19 protein-coding genes and 6 pseudogenes are annotated in these 20195 nt (G+C 33.7%); 22 read left to right on the top strand and 3 right to left on the bottom strand.

Translation table 11 applies throughout. The annotated features are described in order from the left end of the window. Positions 1–92 precede the first annotated feature (92 nt). From anmK to ORL93_RS04220, 4 genes and pseudogenes are all read left to right on the top strand, one after another. A pseudogene (anmK, locus tag ORL93_RS04235) lies at positions 93–1156 on the top strand (anhydro-N-acetylmuramic acid kinase AnmK); the annotation flags it as partial. Between the two features lie 18 nt (positions 1157–1174). After that, positions 1175–2074, top strand: a complete 900-nt coding sequence (locus ORL93_RS04230; RefSeq protein ID WP_041488428.1) for a BadF/BadG/BcrA/BcrD ATPase family protein — start codon at positions 1175–1177, stop codon at positions 2072–2074. Between the two features lie 370 nt (positions 2075–2444). Further along, positions 2445–2993, top strand: a complete 549-nt coding sequence (gene plsY / locus ORL93_RS04225) for a glycerol-3-phosphate 1-O-acyltransferase PlsY (RefSeq protein WP_097793823.1) — start codon at positions 2445–2447, stop codon at positions 2991–2993. Between the two features lie 115 nt (positions 2994–3108). Continuing rightward, a pseudogene (locus ORL93_RS04220) lies at positions 3109–4111 on the top strand (pyridoxal-phosphate-dependent aminotransferase family protein); the annotation flags it as partial. Positions 4112–4155: 44 nt separating this feature from the next. On the opposite strand, the gene ORL93_RS04215 reads toward ORL93_RS04220, so the two are convergent. Next, positions 4156–4485 (bottom strand): YkvA family protein, encoded by a 330-nt coding sequence (locus tag ORL93_RS04215; protein ID WP_003197720.1) that lies wholly within the window; start codon positions 4483–4485, stop codon positions 4156–4158. 190 nt (positions 4486–4675) lie between these two features. Between ORL93_RS04215 and ORL93_RS04210 the strand changes: the two genes are divergently transcribed. The 10 genes and pseudogenes from ORL93_RS04210 (at position 4676) to spoIISB (ending at position 12302) form a co-directional block, all read left to right on the top strand. After that, the gene (locus ORL93_RS04210) at positions 4676–4945 is read left to right on the top strand and encodes a hypothetical protein (protein ID WP_097793820.1); all 270 of its coding nucleotides are present in this window, start codon (positions 4676–4678) and stop codon (positions 4943–4945) included. A 74-nt stretch (positions 4946–5019) separates the two neighbouring features. Then, positions 5020–6330, top strand: a complete 1311-nt coding sequence (locus ORL93_RS04205) for a DEAD/DEAH box helicase (RefSeq protein ID WP_265958686.1) — start codon at positions 5020–5022, stop codon at positions 6328–6330. Between the two features lie 269 nt (positions 6331–6599). Next, positions 6600–7235, top strand: a complete 636-nt coding sequence (locus ORL93_RS04200) for a TetR/AcrR family transcriptional regulator (protein WP_006094853.1) — start codon at positions 6600–6602, stop codon at positions 7233–7235. Between the two features lie 49 nt (positions 7236–7284). Beyond that, positions 7285–8558: pseudogene (locus ORL93_RS04195) on the top strand (MFS transporter). Between the two features lie 312 nt (positions 8559–8870). Continuing rightward, positions 8871–9281 carry a VOC family protein gene (locus tag ORL93_RS04190; protein ID WP_033797597.1) on the top strand — a complete coding sequence of 137 codons (411 nt, stop codon included), beginning with the start codon at positions 8871–8873 and terminating at the stop codon, positions 9279–9281. Positions 9282–9467: 186 nt separating this feature from the next. Further along, positions 9468–9944: a MarR family winged helix-turn-helix transcriptional regulator gene (locus ORL93_RS04185; protein ID WP_265958684.1), complete on the top strand. Its 477-nt coding sequence runs from the start codon at positions 9468–9470 to the stop codon at positions 9942–9944. A 179-nt stretch (positions 9945–10123) separates the two neighbouring features. Beyond that, positions 10124–10858: a 2,3-diphosphoglycerate-dependent phosphoglycerate mutase gene (gpmA, locus tag ORL93_RS04180; protein ID WP_265958683.1), complete on the top strand. Its 735-nt coding sequence runs from the start codon at positions 10124–10126 to the stop codon at positions 10856–10858. 197 nt (positions 10859–11055) lie between these two features. Beyond that, positions 11056–11796, top strand: a complete 741-nt coding sequence (locus ORL93_RS04175) for a type II toxin-antitoxin system SpoIISA family toxin (RefSeq protein ID WP_265958682.1) — start codon at positions 11056–11058, stop codon at positions 11794–11796. 113 nt (positions 11797–11909) lie between these two features. Further along, a complete protein-coding gene (locus ORL93_RS04170; protein ID WP_483298355.1) occupies positions 11910–12047 on the top strand; it encodes a D-alanyl-D-alanine carboxypeptidase in 138 nt (45 codons plus the stop codon). Between the two features lie 78 nt (positions 12048–12125). After that, positions 12126–12302, top strand: a complete 177-nt coding sequence (spoIISB, locus tag ORL93_RS04165) for a stage II sporulation protein SB (protein ID WP_003197743.1) — start codon at positions 12126–12128, stop codon at positions 12300–12302. 14 nt (positions 12303–12316) lie between these two features. Here spoIISB and ORL93_RS04160 read toward each other — a convergent pair whose 3' ends face one another. Continuing rightward, a complete protein-coding gene (locus tag ORL93_RS04160) occupies positions 12317–12658 on the bottom strand; it encodes a GNAT family N-acetyltransferase (RefSeq protein WP_265958681.1) in 342 nt (113 codons plus the stop codon). Positions 12659–13009: 351 nt separating this feature from the next. Between ORL93_RS04160 and ORL93_RS04155 the strand changes: the two genes are divergently transcribed. From ORL93_RS04155 to ORL93_RS04130, 6 genes and pseudogenes are all read left to right on the top strand, one after another. After that, a complete protein-coding gene (locus ORL93_RS04155) occupies positions 13010–14476 on the top strand; it encodes an aminoacyl-histidine dipeptidase (protein WP_265958680.1) in 1467 nt (488 codons plus the stop codon). A 303-nt stretch (positions 14477–14779) separates the two neighbouring features. Next, positions 14780–15629: pseudogene (locus ORL93_RS04150) on the top strand (metallophosphoesterase). A gap of 305 nt (positions 15630–15934) precedes the next feature. Next, complete coding sequence (locus tag ORL93_RS04145; protein WP_003197750.1) at positions 15935–16186, top strand: hypothetical protein; 252 nt, start codon at positions 15935–15937, stop codon at positions 16184–16186. Between the two features lie 203 nt (positions 16187–16389). Continuing rightward, on the top strand, positions 16390–17115 hold the full coding sequence (locus ORL93_RS04140) for an ABC transporter ATP-binding protein (protein ID WP_097793811.1): 726 nt from the start codon (positions 16390–16392) through the stop codon (positions 17113–17115). Then, a complete protein-coding gene (locus ORL93_RS04135; RefSeq protein WP_265958679.1) occupies positions 17112–18131 on the top strand; it encodes an ABC transporter permease in 1020 nt (339 codons plus the stop codon). The genes ORL93_RS04140 and ORL93_RS04135 overlap by 4 nt, the downstream gene beginning before the upstream one ends. 25 nt (positions 18132–18156) lie before the next feature. Next, positions 18157–18816 (top strand): TetR/AcrR family transcriptional regulator, encoded by a 660-nt coding sequence (locus ORL93_RS04130; RefSeq protein ID WP_097793809.1) that lies wholly within the window; start codon positions 18157–18159, stop codon positions 18814–18816. Between the two features lie 52 nt (positions 18817–18868). On the opposite strand, the pseudogene ORL93_RS31465 reads toward ORL93_RS04130, so the two are convergent. Then, positions 18869–19564: pseudogene (locus tag ORL93_RS31465) on the bottom strand (site-specific integrase); the annotation flags it as partial. Between ORL93_RS31465 and ORL93_RS31225 the strand changes: the two are divergent. After that, a pseudogene (locus ORL93_RS31225) lies at positions 19554–19861 on the top strand (hypothetical protein); the annotation flags it as partial. The pseudogenes ORL93_RS31465 and ORL93_RS31225 overlap by 11 nt on opposite strands. Positions 19862–19954: 93 nt before the next feature. Beyond that, positions 19955–20179 carry a hemolysin XhlA family protein gene (locus ORL93_RS04105; RefSeq protein WP_265958676.1) on the top strand — a complete coding sequence of 75 codons (225 nt, stop codon included), beginning with the start codon at positions 19955–19957 and terminating at the stop codon, positions 20177–20179. Positions 20180–20195 lie beyond the last annotated feature (16 nt).

The raw sequence follows: 20195 nt of genomic DNA, 5'->3' as shown, positions 1-20195 counted from the left end.
TCTGTGAACGTGTAATGATGCGAAATATGAAGAAATCATACAGATATGTATTAGAGTGATAGGCAACTAGTCTATCACTTCTTTCATGATTAAAGGTGAAACTAATCAGCTTTATTACAGTACCGTTTTCAAAAGAAATAACAAATGAAATTTAGCAAGCCTTATCTATAGAAGCTTCTAACGTACAACTTATATGTAGTTTGAATTTTAAGCTCGGGCTATGTTTTGCGAATGCAGTGAAAAAAGTCTGTAAACAATCTGATTTTCCAATAGAACAATTAGATTTAATTGGCTCGCATGGTCAAACGATTTATCATCAGCCTGTTCAAGAGAAGACGATTGTTCCATCGACACTACAAATCGGAGAACCCGCAGTTATAGCCTATGAAACAGGAACAACAGTCATTTCAAATTTTCGAACGATGGATATGGCGGCTGGTGGTCAAGGAGCCCCTCTTGTTCCATATTCAGAACTTATTTTATATAGAGACCAAAATAAAAATCGATTACTTTAAAAAATTGGTAGGATAGGGAATGTAACTGTAATTCCAAGCCGAGTATCTAAACAAGAAGTGATTGCCTTTGATACGGGGCCAGGAAATATGGTGATAGATGAAGTATGTCAGCGATTATTTCAGTACTCGTTTGATAAAAATGGTGAGATAGCAAGACAAGGAAGTGTCATAAATGAAATGCTTTATTCTTGTATGAGCCATTCGTTTTTTAAAACTGTTCCACCTAAGTCAACAGGAAGAGAGCAGTTTGGAGAAGAGTTTACAGATGAATTGCTAAAGCGATTTAAGGAGCACCGTAAGGAAGATATTGTAGCTACTGTAACGATGTTTACAGCAAACTCGATTGTTCATCATTATCAAAAAATTATTTCTCCTTATTATCATATTGATGAAGTTATTCTTGACGGAGGTGGAAGTTATAATAAAACACTTGTAGAAATGATAAAAGAGAGTTTGAAGGAGGCGCCCTGTAAAGTACTTATACAAGAGGAAATTGGGTATTCATCATCCGCAAAAGAAGCAATTGCTTTTGCTGTGCTAGCAAATGAAACATATCATCGTAATCCGAGTAATGTACCAAGTGCTACAGAAGACATCCTGTCGTTTTAGGTAATGTAACATTCCCTCCAATTGTGAGGTAAGAAAAAGTGGGTGGAAAGATGAAGTATATGATAGGTGTAGACGGTGGTGGGACGAAGACAGAAGCGATTGCATTTGACCAAAATGGTAAAGAAATAGCAAGAAGTATGAGCTGTTTCGGAAATGTTTTACTAGATTATGAGAAAGCTTTATCGCATATTATGGAGGCAATTGAATATTGTCAACAAAGCTTGTCTAAAGAGGACTGCGTTTGTATTTGTTTAGGGCTGGCGGGTGTGAAAAGTATAGATATTAATGTGTTAAAGGAACGTTTAATAGCGAGATATCAAACAAATATTGAAATTTATGATGATGCAGTAATTGCACATGCGGCCTTATTAGGAGGAAACGATGGTATTTTAACAATAGCGGGAACAGGTGCTATCTGCTTAGGGAAAAAAGGAGCAGAATATGAGTATAGTGGAGGATGGGGCCATATTTTAGGAGATGAAGGAAGTGGGTATTGGATTGCTTTGCAGGCGTTAAGAAGGATGACAATCGAGTATGATAAAGGTGAGCAATTTTGCAATCTTAGCAGAGTAATACAAAAGCAAGTTCCTATTCATACACCATTTGATATAAAACAACTTGTATATTCCTCACAGAAAGATCAGGTTGCTGCGATTGCCCCCCTTGTAATAGAGGAAGCAAGGAAAGGTAATGATGATGCGTTCAAAATTATATCAAAAGCTAGTGAAGAATTAGCCAGAATTACAGTTGACGTGTATAAGAAAATGTCATTTGAAGTACCAATTTCAATTGCAGTAAAAGGTGGAATTTTGTGCTCTGTACCAGAAATATATGCTGAATTTAAGAGGTATTGCGAAAACTATATTAATGAAATAAATTTTATTCAAAGTGAAATTTCATCAGCAAAAGGAGCTTATTTTTTAGCTGTAAAAAAATCTACTTTATTTTAAATACAGTTTTTCCATATAGCAGTCTTCTTTAAAAAGGAGGTGTTATATGGATTTTGGGATTAAAATATGGATTTTTTTATTTAGAATTTCATTTTCGATCTTCTTGCTTATCGTATGTATGAATATTATAGCCATTATAGGAATTGATAAGGTTCCGGTGCATAAACCGCAAGTTATAATACTTGTAAGTTTGTTTATAGCCTGGTCAATAAGATATATTTTACAATATATTAAATCCGTACGTGTTATTGCATGGAATTTGATAGGAATTCAACGGTAGCAAGTTTCATATTTTATTGTATGGCTTACTTCTATGCCACTTATGCTTGAAGAGTGTATTGAGAATAGTAAATAGAAAGTGAATGATTATATGATTCATATCAACCAGTTTCTGTATGTAATAGGTGCTTATATGCTTGGGAACATATTAACAGCATATATGATTATAAAATGGAAATACGGGATAGATATTCATGATGTTGGTAGTGGAAATCCTGGTGCGAGGAATATGGGGCGTTTATACGGAAAAGTATATTTTCTTGCTACATTTCTAGGAGATGCCCTTAAAGGGGCAATTGTTGTTTATGTAGCAAGAATCTTATTTGGGGAGTCTATATTTCTATTAATCTCGCTACTAGCAGTTGTTGTAGGTCATATATATCCAATTTTCTTTAAATATAAAGGCGGAAAGGGAATTTCGACATTTATTGGCGGACTGATTGTGTTCAATTATTTGATAGCGCTCACTCTGGTACTTATATTTATTTTGTTTTATTTAATTTTTAAGAGTTTTACAAAGGCTGGTTTAATTACAATCGCTTGTTTACCACTTTGTATGATTGTATACTCTTATTCTATGGTAGCGATTGTATTAAGTGTTTGCATTATTATATTGATTTTGTACGCACATAGAAAATAAAGGGGATTAAAACATGGGGGTAATGTATAAAATTGCTGATCAAGCATGGGAGTTTGAAAGTATTCATAAACTAAATTATAAAACATTCGTAGAAGAAATTCCGCAGCATGAACAAACAGAAGAGCGCAAACGCATAGATTTGTTCCATGAAGAAAATACGTATTTAAATACCTCATTTAGATGAGTGGTTACCAGAACGTGGTAATCGTGTATATGAAATTCGTTTATTAGCTGTGGAGCAAGAATATCGAAACGGAAGAGCTTTACTCGGATTGATTCGATTTTTGCATCGCTATTTGCTTCTAAATGGGTGTGATTTAGCGCTCATTTTAGCCGATGTATATCACCCGAAAAATGCTTGAACAATCTAGTATTACAAGTCTTGTGACGAAAGAATATACATTTTGACCCGGACCCGTAGAAATCGCAGAAAATGTCCAGCAAGCATTTGCTTCTAATCCAATTTCGCATCGTTCCATTCAATTTAAAGCTGCGATGGAGAATGTGAAAAAACGATTATTGCTAATGATTCAATCGCTTTACAGCTAAAGTTATTAAAGGGACGTGGATTCGTTTTAACAAATGGTGAGACCATTTTTATACAATGGAATAGAGGAATTAGCGGAAAAGCAATTGGAGCATACACTGGGCTCTCTTTTGTATTTTATAATCATACTGTAAATCCGACTGCAACTTTATCTGTGTACATGGATATAGGAATGTACACAGAGAACAGAAGTGTACCGTACTCTCAGTCTTGGAATTTAATATGCGCCTTACAAGAAGCATTAAAGAATTTTAAAGATGAAAACAAATTTAAGAAAATATATAAGATGTATACCTTTATCGAAGAAGCTGTTACCAATATGGAATTACAACTTGTATCTCAAAAAAAGTATGCTTCATCTATCATTCTTACAATTGCATTAGATAAAGAACTTTCTTCTAAGGAAATAGGAGATTCATTAGCATTGCAAGGGTTTATTATCCATTATGAATCAAACTATTTACAACAAAATAACTGGATTCAAATTGCTTGCTTAAATCACTATAAAGAACGTGAAATGAAAAGAATGTTGGATTGCTTACAAATGCAGATAGAACAAGTACATGTATAGTACAGAAAAGACGGTTATGAAGACCGTCTTTCTTGTTTGATGCATTATGTATGTGTCGCTCCAAATAAGGATTCCATCTTTACTTTTCCTTTTTCTCGAATTTCTGCATTTGTATGTACCATGATATATCTATGTGCCCAAGCAATTGCGATAACATCATCTAACAGGCCGATTCCAATAATAGCTGCTAAATCTGGGATGAAATCGATTGACCATACATAATAGGAAAGCGCAGCTAATATAATTATTTTGGCTTTAGTAGGCAGTCCGTTCTTTTTTAAAGTGTAATATAAAATAATGCTCTCATACACACCGGATTTTCCTAATTTCGTTGCACCTTCATTTAATTTTTTCCATAATTTCTGTTTCTCCATATAATCACTCCTTATTTCGTTTTTTCATTAATTTTGTAAAAGTATATTTAACATTATGTAAATGCGCTTAAAAATATAGATTTTTTAAAAGGATAGACAAACAATCGACAAAATAACCCTTTTTATCATTTCTTTCTTGTTGTTCATACTCATATGAGTATGAACAACAAGAATATTGTGGGGAGAAAACATGTGGCTTTTGTTTGATGTAATAGCCGATATTATTCTGTTCTATCCGAGGACTGACGCGAAATTAAAATATCATATTGCGCAGCTAAGTGAACAAGAATGGTTTCGAGATGTACATGAAGATACAAGGTATACAGGGCTCATTTGGAATAATCGGAAAATCAAGAGGCTGATTTTGTCACCTACAAATATGAAATTGCTAACAAAATCAAAAGAAAAACAGAAAGAACTAATCCAAATCATTCATAGTGAGCATGAAAAAAGGAGATAAGAATTATCTTATTTTTCATATTTAGCGAAACAAGTGGTACAATGAGAGCTTAATGTGAAAAATGAGGAAAAGAAGTGATCTGTTTGAAAAACTTTTTAGAATTAGGAATTAGTGAGACATTTAATCATACATTACGTGAAAATGGGATTGCTGAAGCAACGCCAATTCAAGAGAAAGCAATCCCGGTTGTTATGGCTGGAAAAGATATAATTGGGCAAGCAAAAACAGGAACAGGGAAGACATTGGCGTTCGTCTTACCAATTCTAGAAAAAATTGATCCTGAGTCAAGTGATGTACAGGCTTTAATTGTTGCACCAACTAGAGAATTAGCACTGCAAATCACAACTGAAATTGAAAAAATGCTTGTTCATCAAGAAAATATCAATGTTCTTGCGATATATGGTGGTCAAGATGTTGCGCAGCAAATGAGAAAGTTAAAAGGAAATACGCACATTGTTGTGGCAACACCAGGACGTTTATTAGACCATTTGCGCCGCGAAACGATTGTATTATCCAATGTTTCTATGCTTGTATTAGATGAAGCAGATCAAATGCTTCATTTCGGCTTTTTATATGATATAGAAGACATTTTAGAAGAAACACCTGAGAGTAAACAAACGATGTTATTTTCAGCGACGATGCCAAAAGATATTAAAAAGCTTGCGAAGCGCTATATGAAAGAACCTGAGATGATTCAAATTCAAAGTGCGGAAGTAACGGTGAATAATATTAAGCAACGTGTTATTGAAACAACAGATCGGGCAAAGCAAGATGCACTGCGCCATGTGATGGACCGGGATCAGCCATTTTTAGCAGTTATTTTTTGTCGTACAAAGCGTAGAGCGAGTAAGTTATATGATGATTTAAAAGGGTACGGCTATAACTGCGATGAGCTTCATGGTGATTTATCTCAAGGAAAACGGGAACGAGTAATGAAGAGTTTTCGTGATGCGAAAATTCAATATTTAATCGCAACAGATGTAGCAGCTCGTGGATTAGATGTAGAAGGCGTAACACATGTATTTAACTATGACATTCCAGAAGATGTAGAGAGTTACATACACCGAATTGGCCGAACTGGACGCGCTGGTGGATCAGGCCTTGCAATTACATTCGTTGCACCGAAAGATGAAATGTATTTAAAAGAGGTTGAAAAAGGAATTGGCGCAACGTTGCAAAGACAAGAGTTGGAACTACCTGTTAAACAAAACGATGATGCGAGTGAAAAAAAGAAAAAACAGCAAATCAAAAAACCAAAGAAAACAGGTCAATACGGTCAAAAAGATAACCCTGGGGGATCAAAGAATACAAAACAACGATCATTTCATAAACCAAGTGAAAAGAAAAATAGCAAAAAGCCAGGTCAGCAGAGACGCGGTAGATAATATAGAGTAAGTGTTTATAGTGAAAAGTCGTTTCCTTTTAAAGAAGGGAACGGCTTTTTTTGTTTTTGTGTACAGCAGGTAAATAGATGTAAAGAATTCTTTTTTGTTCATTAAAGTAGAAGGATAATTTAATTAGGATGTTGTATACATCATTAGGAAACATGTGGTAAAAACAACTTGATTCATTTTAATTTGTATGACACTTTTTCACAGGCTACGCATATATTTATACTAGACCGACAGTCGGTCTAGATGAAAGGAGTTTCTTTGTGAGAACAGTAAAAGAATATGAAGAACGTAGAAATGAAATTCTGGATACAGCAGAAAAACTGTTCGTTTCTAAAGGGTATATGAAAACAACTGTAAATGATATTTTACGAGAAATTGGTATTGCGAAAGGAACATTTTATCATTATTTCAAATCAAAAGAGGAAGTAATGGACGCTATTATTACGCGGATTGTAAATGCAGATGTAGTGGCCGCGAAAAAGATTGCCTCAAGTCCTAATATCACTGTGTTGGATAAATTGTTTCAAATTTTAATGGTGCAAGTGCCGAAAGCAGGTGGGAATAAAGAAAAAATGATTGAACAATTTCACCAGCCAAATAATGCAGAAATGCATCAAAAAAGTTTAGTGCAAGCTATTTTACATTTAACACCTGTTTTAACAGAGGTAATTGAGCAGGGAATCAAAGAAAAAATTTTTGAGACGGCTTATCCCCAGGAAACAATGGAGTTCTTGATCGCGTCTGCACAAGTCATATTCGATGAAGGATTGTTTCAATGGCAGCCGCATGAAGCAATGCAAAGAGCAAAGGCGTTTATCAATATAATGGAAACGACTTTGGGAGCTAAAAAAGGAACGTTTAATTACATTTTGGATATTTTGATGAGGCAGTCCTAAAATGATTTTTTTATAAAATTTTTAGACCGGCAGTCGGTCTAGACCCTTGATGAAAGGTGTGTATACGATGCAAAATACCATCAATATAAAATCTTTCCCTAAAGATTTTAACCTCATGGTGATTGGACAAATTGTATCTATCTTAGGTTCCACCCTTTTACGTTTTGCTTTATCACTCTATGTACTGGATATAACGGGGCGTGCGGACATTTATGCTACTTTGTATGCTATATCGAGTGTCCTTTGTTGTTGTCACCTCTTGGCGGGGCTATCGCTGATAGATTTAACCGGCGTAATTTGATGGTAATCTATGACATGATAAGTAGTGTTATTATTTTCTGCTTTCTTTTATTATTATCAGTCGGCAAGACTTCCGTGGTACTTATCGTTGTTGTTATGGTTTTGCTAGCGATTATTAGTGCAATGTATTCCCCTGTTGTTATGGCGAGTATTCCGCTGCTCGTTACGGAAAAAAAGCTAGAACAGGCAAATGGTATCGTGAATGGTGTTCAAGCTTTGTCGGGTGTAGCGGCATCTGTTTTGGGCGGAGTGCTATACGGCCTTGTAGGGTTAAAAATGCTTGTCGTGCTGAGTGGTATCACTTTTTTCTTGTCAGCAATATTAGAGACGTTTATTAAGATTCCGTTTGTTAAAAGGAAACAGGATGAGCATATTGTGCCAACAATCGCAAAAGACCTGAAAGTTGGATTTACCTATGTTGTCAAACAGCCTTATATATTGAAATCCATGATATTAGCCGCTTTGCTCAACTTGATCCTTACACCACTCTTTATTGTCGGTAGTCCCATCATTTTACGAGTAACGATGCGAAGTAGCGACACGTTGTATGGCATCGGGATGGGACTCATAGATTTTGCTACAATCTTAGGGGCTTTATCCATCGGTTTCTTTGCGAATAAGATGCAAATGAAAACAATATATCAGTGGATACTTATGATTGCTCTATTAATTGTACCGATGGCGGTCTCCATTATGCCACTTGTTCTTAGATTTGGATACTATCCGTCATTTATCCTCTTTATCTTGTGTGCAATTCTTATTACAATGGCAATGACCATTATCTCCATTTTCGTTATTACAGTCGTACAAAAGAAAACACCTAACGAGAATTTAGGAAAAGTCATGGCAATTATTACAGCGGTAGCGCAATGTATGGCACCTATAGGTCAGGTCATATATGGATTTATGTTTGAAATTTTTAGTATAAAAGTTTACTTACCTATATTGTTTGTAAGTCTTATAATGATAGTAATAGCAATTGTAACGAAGGGAATATTGAGAAATGAGGGGGAAACGGCGTGATATGATTTGGTTATTCCAATGGAAGTATTGAAACAACTATTATATTTTAATATATTTCTAATCAAATTTCCTCAATGAAATTCATGTTTGACACTTATAATTTATTTGGTACACATGTTATTGTTCTGTGATTACTACCAGTATTATTCATTTGAAACTCCTTTTTATATTGTTATTCTCTTAAAACTTAGAGGTTATTATAAGTTGACAATCCAATATTTTTTGAGGAAAATACAGTTATAGGAATGTATGTTCTGTTTGTTAGAGGACTAGCAATTTCAAGTGTATCTACATAAAAGGAGATGTTTCTAATTGAAGAATACAAGGCAAAAAATTACTACTTTTTTAATGTTTGACGGCAATGCAGAGGAGGCTATGACTTTATATACTTCTTTATTTGATCAATCAGAAATTATAAATATTTCTCGTTACGGTGCAAATGAGCCTGGTAAAGAGGGAACTGTAATGCATGCTACATTCACATTAAATAGACAAGAGTTCATGTGTATAGATAGTAGTGTGAAACATGAATTCACATTTACTCCTTCAATGTCACTATATGTAAATTGTGATACAGAGGCGGAAATTGATGAAGTCTTTAATAAGCTAGCGCAAGAAGGAGAAGTTTTAATGCCACTTGCAGTTTATCCATTTAGCAAGAAATTCGGTTGGCTTAATGATAAGTATGGTGTTTCTTGGCAGCTAAACTTTTCTGCAAACTAGGTCTATGTTAGTAAATAAAAACGTATTCTCAATCTAATGAGTAATACGTTTTTTTATTCATTTAGAATTTTGCTTTGTAAGTTCTGCTAGTGATTTTAAGTGAAATTCCCTCTTATTAAGTCAAATGGGTTGATTTAATATTTCAGAGATAAATTGTGGTATAATTTACATATAGGGGGAAAGTAGATGACACAACATAAAGAAGGACAAATGAATCAAGCACTTGCACTGTTTTATTTTGCGTATAAAACATTCACAGAAAAACCAGATGAAATTATAAAAGAGTATGGTATACAGCGAGTTCATCATCGAATCTTATTTTTTATTGCTCGTTTTCCTGAGCTTAGTATAAATGAATTGTTATCTCTGTTAGAAATAAGTAAACAAGCTCTTCACGGGCCACTCCGTCAGCTTCTTGAAAAGGGGCTTATTGAAAGCAAGGAAGCAGAACACGATCGTCGTGTGAAACAGCTTGTCCTAACGACAGAAGGAGCAGAGCTAGAGAGAAAACTAAGCGATGTACAAAGAGAACAAATGAGCAGTATTTTTTCAAAATTTGGTGAAACATGTGAAGAGAATTGGCATCAAGTTATGACTGAACTAGCAAATAGCCGTTTAGGTTTTGATGCATGGTTATCTAAGCGTGAAGAACCAGTTGATTAAAATGAGTAAATAAATCATTCATCTGTTTTTTGAGTTTGAAAAAGAACCGATTTTATCCATGTATTTTGGCAACTATGGATAAATCATAGAATAAATGGATAAAAAATTAACATTACCAGATACTTTATTACGTGTACGCATTGCAAAATTTAAATTTTCATTTCCGGAAGGGGATTATTATGATAAAACTTGTACTCATTCGTCACGGACAAAGTTTATGGAATCTTGAAAACAGATTTACAGGATGGACAGATGTAGACTTATCAAAAAATGGATTAAATGAAGCAAGAGAAGCAGGTGCAATTTTAAAAAACAATGGATATACGTTTGATGTTGCGTATACATCTGTTTTAAAACGGGCAATTCGAACGTTGTGGATTATTCTACATGAAATGGACCTTGCATGGATTCCTGTACATAAATCATGGAAGTTAAATGAAAGACATTATGGAGCATTGCAAGGATTAAATAAGGATGAGACAGCAAAGAAATATGGTGATGAGCAAGTTCATATATGGAGAAGAAGTACTGATGTAAGACCGCCAGCACTTACTGAAGATGATCCAAGGTATGAAGCTGATGATCCAAGATATAAGTTGTTGAAAAAAGGTGAGTTTCCACTTACTGAGTGCTTAGAGGATACGGAACAAAGAGTATTGGACTTTTGGCATAATGAAATTGCACCGATGTTACAATCTGGTCAAAAGGTAATCATCTCATCACACGGGAATACAATTCGTTCGCTTGTAAAATATTTAGATAATCTATCGGATGATGGTGTTGTATCATTAAATATTCCGACGAGTATACCACTCGTATATGAACTAGATGAAAATTTACGCCCAATTCGTCATTATTATTTAAGTATGGATGGTGAAGTTCCGGAAGGTGTGATTCCGAAACATATATCCTGATAAAAAATATTTGTGAAAATTTGAAATGGATGCTTGTCTACATATAAAATGTAGATTCATTATAAAAGATGTGGCTTCCTTCTCATGTATATGCAATGCAGCTAACTTTAGAAGGTTGTCCATGTCTTTTGTCATAATGAGAGGGAAAGCAGCATGTAATGATATCGTGAGAAGTTTTTGAATGGAGGGTGATGTGATTGACGGTCTCTAACATTCGAGTTGGTTTGTTTCTTCTCGTATTAGTCTTTTTATTTCTTATTTTCTTTTATTGGAAAAATGAAGAATTGTACGAAGAAAAAAAGCAACTTATTCGAAAAACATGGTATGGTGTGTTTATCACATCGGTCACAATGTATTTCATGGTGAAAGGAATTGATTTAACCCTCTGGAAAAATATTTTGATGTTCGTTGCAATGGTGGTATTTGTTGATATTGCATTTATTTTAACTCCAAACATTTCTGAAATATGGGGTGCAAAATTTAGTGATATCGGAAAGACCGTTCAATCTATTAAACGATCATTAATTGCTTCGAAAGCACGAGGTGAGATCTACACAACAATTATTCAAAATGTAAACCCAGCAGCATTTGGTACGATGGAGTGGCAAACTGAAGCAGAATATGTACAAAGTTTAAATGTATTTCTTGATACGTATGCAGAAAAAATTGGGGCGAAGATTGTGGTATTTGTGACAGAAGATGAATTAAATACGAATTTTCGTGGTATCCGTTCTCAATTTAGTATTACAGTTCCTGTGGAACATATAGAACAATTAAATGAACAGAAAGCAGTGCAAGTTGAAAATGTTGGTATCATACCAGCCAAAACAGTAAGAGATGTTTGCATTGTTATTGATGGTCAAAAGAATAATCTTCAAGACCGGGATTTTGAAAATGTATATAACTTAACAATTCATCATAGTTATTTTAGTAAGTAAGGACAGAATCTAAATTCTGTCCTTTTCCTTTATACATAATGTAGAACAAATTTCGAGAAAATGGAACAAAGTTGAATAAAATCGGACAATCATTCCTACACTAGCACGTAGAGGTGATTGTAGTGGAAAAAGAATACGGTAGTGAACTTTTCAAAGAAGAAGCTGAAGATACAACAGATTTCTCTTTAATAAAAGGAGATACAATGCAGCAAGTAGAAAATTTAGAAGAAGAATTAAAAAGAAAAGGATAAAAGTGCACCATTTTTATATTTAATATATAATAAAGATAGACAAAGATTGTATCTTTTTTACAAAAGGGGGAGGAGAAAATGCAAGAAATGAAACAGCAAAAACTTGCTTTTTTTAAGAAAGAAAAAGAAGATTCAAATACAGATTTCTCTCTTGTGAAAGGTGCATTAACGGAAAATATTAATCGACTAGAAAAGATCGTGAATGGTGATGCATCAAAATATATACAGGGAAAAAACTTGAAAGAAAATGCATAGGTGCATTTTCTTTTTTATTTTTTCTTCATTCCTATCGCAAATTCTTCGAAATCTAGCTTTTCATAGAATGGAATGTATTCAGCTGTACAAATTAATTGCAAGTGTAGGTTCTGTTTTTGGCATTCTACAATTAATTTTTGAACGATCTCCTTTCCATTTCCGCGATTTTGAAAGGAGGGATGAACGACTAATCCACATAGATAAGTGTTAATTATCCCATCTGAAATAATACGTCTGGTTCCAATTAATTGATCGTTATCATAAGCACTTATGACAAAAGTACTTTGAATGAGAGTATGATGCAATTGCTCTTTTGAAAGCTTTAAATAGTCATCCTCACTGATTATTAGTTGCATCAATCGGGCTTTTACGGGCAGTTGATCCTCCGCCTATCTTACTCGTTTTTCTTTGAATCTTGAGGTGGGGATTTTACTGCCCGTTAATGCGGGGTAAATTGAAAATGTGTTCAGGACAAGGAAAGTTTTCTGTAAAATACATATGCATTTTCCTTAATTTTTTAAATGTAGTGTAAAATTATACTGATATTCTGTGAAATGGATATGGGATAGTTTTTGATAAATAGAAGTGATAGATCTATACCTTTAATAAAAAGTAAAATGATGAAGCATGGTATAATGGTAAAGAAAAGAATAATTTGAAATTCAAAGATTTATCCAATCAGTTTTATTTAAGAGAGGAGCTTCAAAATGTATTCTAATTTAGAACAATTAACAAAGCACCCTGTATTTTATCATTTTGCAGAAATTTCAAAGATTCCAAGAGGATCTGGAAATGAAAAAGAAATTAGTGATTATTTAGTTGAATTTGCAAAAGATCGTAATTTAGATGTTGTACAAGATGAAGCATTAAATGTAGTCATTAAAAAGACAGCAACTGACGGTTATGAAAATGTTCCTGCAATTATTATTCAAGGCCATATGGACATGGTTTGCGAGAAGAACCAAGCAACTGTTCATGATTTTGAAAAAGATCCGATTGAGCTACGAATCGTTGGGGACATGCTGTATGCAAATCAAACGACTTTAGGTGCTGATAATGGTATTGCGGTTGCGTATGCATTAGCACTATTAGATTCAACGGATATTCCACATCCAGCTCTTGAGGTTGTGATTACAACAGAAGAAGAGACAACAATGGGTGGTGCTTTTGCTGTTGATGCGAAGCACTTTGATGGGAAAATATTTATTAATATCGACTCTGAAGAAGATCATAAATTACTAGTGAGCAGTGCAGGTGGAGCGAAGGCAGTTGAAACGATTCCTGTTGCTTGGGAAGAAGTACCTGCTGAACTAGAAGCATACCGTTTATATGTTGGAGGCTTAAAAGGTGGCCACTCTGGTATGGGGATTGATAAACAAAGAGGAAATGCCAATAAAGTTTTAGGACGCGTTCTTCATGATTTATCAAATGAAATTTCATTTAACATGAGTGGAATTCACGGTGGATTAAAAACAAATGCGATTCCGCGTGAAAGCGTAGCAACAATTTTATTATCTGTAAATGATGTACAAAAGGTAGAAGAGAAAGTAGCAGAATGGACACGTATTTTCCAAGACGAGCTACGTGCTGTAGATCCTGATGTACATGTTTCTCTTACAAAATTAGAAGAAAAAGTAGAAAAAGTATTTGCAACAGAAACACAGAAACAACTTATTTCTTCTTTATTCTTGATTCCAAATGGCATTCAAAGCATGAGCATGGATATTAAAGGACTTGTAGAAAGCTCAACAAACTTAGGTGTTATTGAAACGTTACATAATGAAATTAAATTAAGAAATGAAGTAAGAAGCTCTGTAAGCAGTTTAAAACAGCACATTACGAATGAAATTAAGTATATTGCAGAATTAGTTGGGGCGCAATTTGAGAAGGAATCAGAGTATCCAGAATGGCCGTACAATCCCAATTCACCAATTCGTGATTTGTTTGAAAAAGTGCATAAAGAAAAATATAACAAAGATGCTGAAATCTTTGCAGTGCACGCTGGTATTGAATGTAGTGTATTTGTTCAAAAAATGCCTGAATTGGATGCCATCTCATTCGGACCAGATATTTTCAATGTTCATACGCCAGATGAACATATTAGTATTTCATCAGTTATAAATAACTGGGGATACTTCATTGAAGTAATGAGAGAAACGAAATCACTAGCATAAATATAAATGAATCAAACTGCCTAAGGTCCCCCTTAGGCAGTTTTTTTGCTGCATTGATATAGATAAAACAAAGAAATTCTTATATAGATACAATGAAGTTGATATCTGTAATGTTAGTTAAGGAGCAAGGAACACTGCGAAAAAAAGATAATTTCACATACTGTATTGAAAGAAAAAATAAAACATTATAAAAATAAAATACTATCTATTTTGTAGAAATAGATAGTTTGATAAAATGTTAATGATATGATTAAAAAGAATTGCTAAAAATATATTTAATAGAATTTTTATAAGGGAGAAGATATGAAAAAAAGATATAAAAGGTTATTTATTATAAGTGCAATAGCAATAGGAGTCAGTGCATTCTCATACTTACAAAATAATTTAATAAATGTAAGTAAAATATCAATAACATCTAGTAAGATACCTTCTAATTTCAAGGGATTTAAAATTGTACAGTTATCGGATTTACATAGTAAAAAATTTGGAGAAAACCAAGAAGTTTTAATTGAAAAAGTAAAAAGCTTGAACCCTGATATTATCGCTATTACAGGAGATCTAATTGATAGTAAGAGGTATGATGCAGAGGCGAGTTTAAAGGTAGTGAAAGAGCTTGTAAAACACTATCCCGTTTATTTTGTTACAGGAAATCATGAATTATGGTCAGGGAGGTATGATAGTTTAGAAAAAGAGTTGAAAAGATATAATGTGACAGTTTTGAGAAATGAACATGAACGTATTCAAAAAGAGGGGCAGGAAATTTGCCTTCTCGGCATAGATGATCCGTCATTTACCGCGAAAAATAACGATGAAAATGAAGAGATGTCTACAGTGAAAAATGAAATCGTTAAAGCGAAAAATGAGGTAGATCAGGATGAATATAAAGTACTACTTTCACATAGACCTGAACTTTTACAAGTATACGCTGAGCAACAAATTGATTTAGTTTTAACAGGGCATCCATGGAGGACAAGTAAGACTACCTTTTATTGGAGGCTTAGTTGCACCTAATCAAGGCATATTACCCAAATACACAGCAGGTTCATATAAGGAACAAGGTACTTCCATGATAGTAAGCAGAGGGTTAGGGAATAGCATCATTCCTCAAAGGATTTTTAATAGACCAGAAATTGCAGTCGTACAACTGGATTAATTTGTACGACTTTTTTTTATTAGCTTTGAGTGACGTTGCGGCGGTCCATTCACTATAACTCTTTTAATAGAAAATAAGATAACAAATGTAAGTAACAGAAAATATGTATGATGAAAGATTGGTGTTTTCTAAAAAGTACAAGTATCCATTACAATTTTGTTAAATTTGTTCTACGCTACATAAACTAACAAATTTTGACGTTCTTTCTTTGTTATAGTGTAAATAATCAAAATACTCAGTTTTCATTCAGGTTAGAATGCTTATGGCTTGTGCATATAAAAAACTAATTATAAAGGAGTGTACACATGCATAAAGAATTTGAAATTGAGGAATATACTGCAATTGAAGAACAAATTCATTATTATAGTCAATGTTTATTGGTGAATCATCCTGAGCAAATTGTGAAGTATTTAGAAAAAAGGTTAGAAAAATATACAGAAACATTAAAATATGCACATTTGTATCCCGAAAAAGTTATTTTGCCTATCCAGCAGTTAGTAATTGAGTATTCTTTAGATCTTGCTAGAATTAGAAAGTATTTAAATTTAGAAACGTAGCCTATAAATAATGATTTAAAATGAAACAGAGTCGACAGTGAGAAATGAATTCTATTGTCGACTCTGTTTCATTGTTCTATAGACAATGTATTAGTTGTTAGAAAGATTGAAAAGATAATACTCATAAATATAATTTGACATATAATAATCTAAGAGTAAAATAAAAGTGAGTACTCACTCATTTTGAAAAGGAGGAGATCTTATTGCAACAACCTTCAGTCATTTTACAAGATGTATCAAAGTGTTTTGGAAAAAAAGAAGTACTGCACAATATTTCACTATCTGTAGCAGAGACAGAGATTTTTGGTTTAGTAGGTCCATCCGGGTCTGGTAAAACGACGCTTATTAAAATGATTGCTGGTATTAGTGAATCAACAGTAGGGAATGTAATAGCATTAGGGATACAAATGCCAAACTTAAACGGCATGAAGCAAATAGGTTATATGGCACAAGCCGATGCGCTGTATGAAGAATTATCAGCTTATGAAAATGCAGATTTTATCGCAACAATGTATGGATTGAAAGGTAAACATAAGAAGGAGAGAATTGAAGAAGTTTTTACATTAGTTGAATTATCAGAGCATGCTGAAAAACAAGTACAACACTTTTCAGGGGGGATGAAAAAGCGGTTATCTCTAGCGATGGCACTTTTACATGAACCAAAGCTTTTAATTTTAGATGAGCCAACGGTTGGAATTGATCCAGTTCTTCGTAAATCTATTTGGGAAAAATTTTATGAGCTCAAAGGGCAAGGAACAACGATTATTGTGACAACACATATTATGGACGAAGCTGAATTTTGTGAACGTCTTGGATTAATTAGAGATGGGAAGTTAATTGCAACAGGAACTCCAAATGATTTAAAAGATCGAACTTCATCAGGACGGATTGAAGATGTCTTTCTATTGGAAGGAGCGGTTGAATCATGAGAGTCGGTGGTGTAATTATTCGGATTATTCGTCAGTTTCTTCGGGAAAAACGGTCACTTGCGATGATGTTTGGAGCGCCAATGTTACTCCTTTGGTTATTATCGCTTGTGTTTACACAAAAGGATTACACTCCTCATATTGCATTAATAGATGTTCCAGCACCTATAGTAGAATCAATGAAAAAGCAAGATGCTACCATCTATGAGTATAGTAAAGATGAAGCGTATTCTAAATTAAAAAATCAACAAATAGATGCCATTATCGCTTTAGAACATGGAAAAGCGAATATATTGCTAGAAGGTAGTGATTCTTCAAAAAACCGTGCAGTGCTACAGACATTACAAAAGGCCACAGAAAAAAATGATATGCCCGGTATGAAACCAGAAATTGATTTTTTACATGGTTCCGCAGATTTTACGATGTTTGATGGACTTGGACCGGTATTAATTGGCTTTTTTACATTCTTCTTTGTTTTTATTTTATCAGGAGTTTCCTTTGTACGAGAACGTTTAAGTGGGACGTTGGAAAGATTATTATCTACTCCAGTGCGCCGCTGGGAAATTGTTGTTGGTTATATAATTGGATTTGGTATTTTTGCGTTTTTACAGTCTGTTATCATTGTAAGTTTCTCTGTCTATATTCTTGATTTATATGTAGCAGGGTCACCGTGGCTTACATTACTAATTACATGTATGCTTTCACTAACAGCGTTAACACTAGGTACTTTTTTATCGGCATACGCCAATAACGAATTTCAAATGATTCAGTTTATCCCACTGGTCATCGTACCGCAAATTTTCTTTTCAGGTTTATTTCCAATGGAATCAATGAATAAGTGGCTACAAATGCTAGGTAAGTTATTTCCGCTAACATATGGTGCTGATGCAATGAAACAAGTGATGATTCGTAATCAAGGATTTACTGAAATTGCGGGAGACCTTTGTGTGTTACTTCTTTTTGCGATAGTATTTACAGTAGGGAATATATTTGCTTTGAAGAAACATCGCAAAATATAATGTTTATAAAAAAGGGGCTTTACGAATGAAGAAAGATTGGCTGGAAGAATTAATTGCTGCTACAGACACAGATAAACGTAATGAACGTCAAATGCGTATATTAGAAGCGGCGGTTGATATGTTTGGAGAAAAAGGATATGCGTCAACTTCAACGAGTGAAATTGCAAAGCGTGCTGGTGTAGCGGAGGGAACAATCTTCCGCTACTATAAAACAAAAAAAGATTTACTATTAGCGGTTGTCATGCCAACATTAACAAAGTTTGCTGCTCCATTTTTTGTACAGGCTTTTGCAAAAGAAATACTGGAGAATACATATGAAACGTATAAAGAATTTTTAAGAAAAGCAATTCGAAATCGATTTGAATTTGCTAAAAAACATTTTCCAATGTTAAAAATTTTAATACAAGAAGTACCGTTTCAACCAGAATTAAAAAATGAAATACAACAATTAGTAGAGAAGGAACTTTTTTCTCGCTTTAAAAAATTAATTGTACATTTTCAAGAACAAGGACAAATTATTGAAATGCCAATCCCTTCAGTTATCCGCTTTACTTTATCAGCTATAATGGGGTTAATTTTAACTCGATTTTTATTATTACCTGAAGAAAAATGGGACGATGAAGTGGAGATTGAAAATACGATTCAATTTATATTGTATGGACTAACACCACAAACGTTGCTATAACAACGTTTGTGGGTTTTGATTTTCGTATTTGCAAACATTTTGCAAACATTGACTATCCAAAGATACTTTTTCCGAAAGTTTTAACGGCTTCTTCTTGCATGTTGGATAACACATGAGAGTAAACTCTTAATGTCATAGATATATCCGTATGACCTAATCTTTCGCTTATAATTTTAGGGTTGACCCCTTGTTTTAATAATAGCGTTGCGTGAGTATGTCTTAAATCATGGAATTTAATTTTTTCACATCAGCTCTTGTGATTACTTTAACTAAATTTTCTCTAAATGTATTCCTTTTTACTATTTCTCCAAAATCATTGCAATTAATTAAATCTAAATCTCGATAAGCGGAACCAAGTCGTAATTTATCCTTGTTAATTTTGATTTTATGTTTTCTTAACTCTTCGACTGTTTCATTAGGAATAGGAATAGTCCGTTTTGATGAATTTGTTTTAGCACTTGACTTCAATTTATTATCATTACCTAATGTCTGATTACTAGTTACTGTATGATTATCAAAATCAACATCTTGCCATCGTAAACCTAGAACCTCTCCTAAACGAAATCCTGTGGTTATTGTAAGAACAAATCCAATATGATAAGGTGATTCTTGAGAATGCAATAAAAATTTTTTTACTTCTTCCTCTGTCCAAATTCGGGTGGTTTTTTTCCTTTTTAGGTATTTCTGCATTTTCAACAGGATTCCGAAGAATAATTTGTTGCTTAACAGCTAAATTTAAAGCATTCTTTGTAAATGGTCAAGGTGGCGGAAAAGTAACGGAAGATTACTATAACGTCACGGACGAACAACAAGCGATTCAAGCTGATAGTAAAAGAATGATGAAGAAGCGCCAAATGCTTCTGAAATGAAGGCGTTCAATAAAGTAGATAAGGAAATGGCTAAGCTACGTAAAGAATACTATCAAGTGAAATCCGATACAGAAATGGATTCAGAAGTAGAACGTAATGAATTGGATCGTTTGGATGAAGAAATGCGTGCACTCGCACGAGAGGGTATTAAAATTTTTGGACCAGATTATAAGTAAGAGCTCTTTTTTATGTGATAAAGAACATTTTGTCCACTGTTAGAATAAGATATTTAGATGTTTCATATTTATTAGGAATAAAGAAGTGAAAATGTGGAAGATTTAGAACGAAAAATAGACTACTTAAAGTTAGAGCAAACAGAGATAATGAAGGATATTCGAAATTTAGAAACACGTACCACCATAAATGAAAAAGATATAGCGACAATTAATAAGCAATTAAAGAAAATTAGTATGAATACAACTTGGATTTTGCGAATTATTATTGGTGCAGTTGTAATGGGGATTTTAAGCCTAATAATCAAAGGGACAATTTGATATCAGAGAAATATAT

This window comes from Bacillus sp. DHT2 (genome assembly GCF_026241455.1).
GTDB classification, from domain to species: Bacteria; Bacillota; Bacilli; order Bacillales; family Bacillaceae_G; genus Bacillus_A; species Bacillus_A pseudomycoides.
This window is presented reverse-complemented; position numbering and strand designations above follow the sequence as displayed.

Excerpts from the sequence above, each read along its gene's own strand:
- ORL93_RS04155 (WP_265958680.1), top strand. The coding sequence starts at position 13,010 with ATGTATTCTAATTTAGAACAATTAACAAAGCACCCTGTATTTTATCAT.
- ORL93_RS04215 (WP_003197720.1), bottom strand. The coding sequence starts at position 4,485 with ATGGAGAAACAGAAATTATGGAAAAAATTAAATGAAGGTGCAACGAAA.
- ORL93_RS04185 (WP_265958684.1), top strand. The coding sequence starts at position 9,468 with ATGACACAACATAAAGAAGGACAAATGAATCAAGCACTTGCACTGTTT.
- ORL93_RS04130 (WP_097793809.1), top strand. The coding sequence starts at position 18,157 with ATGAAGAAAGATTGGCTGGAAGAATTAATTGCTGCTACAGACACAGAT.
- ORL93_RS04230 (WP_041488428.1), top strand. The coding sequence starts at position 1,175 with ATGAAGTATATGATAGGTGTAGACGGTGGTGGGACGAAGACAGAAGCG.
- ORL93_RS04160 (WP_265958681.1), bottom strand. The coding sequence starts at position 12,658 with ATGCAACTAATAATCAGTGAGGATGACTATTTAAAGCTTTCAAAAGAG.
- spoIISB (WP_003197743.1), top strand. The coding sequence starts at position 12,126 with ATGCAAGAAATGAAACAGCAAAAACTTGCTTTTTTTAAGAAAGAAAAA.
- gpmA (WP_265958683.1), top strand. The coding sequence starts at position 10,124 with ATGATAAAACTTGTACTCATTCGTCACGGACAAAGTTTATGGAATCTT.
- ORL93_RS04135 (WP_265958679.1), top strand. The coding sequence starts at position 17,112 with ATGAGAGTCGGTGGTGTAATTATTCGGATTATTCGTCAGTTTCTTCGG.
- ORL93_RS04145 (WP_003197750.1), top strand. The coding sequence starts at position 15,935 with ATGCATAAAGAATTTGAAATTGAGGAATATACTGCAATTGAAGAACAA.
- plsY (WP_097793823.1), top strand. The coding sequence starts at position 2,445 with ATGATTCATATCAACCAGTTTCTGTATGTAATAGGTGCTTATATGCTT.
- ORL93_RS04210 (WP_097793820.1), top strand. The coding sequence starts at position 4,676 with ATGTGGCTTTTGTTTGATGTAATAGCCGATATTATTCTGTTCTATCCG.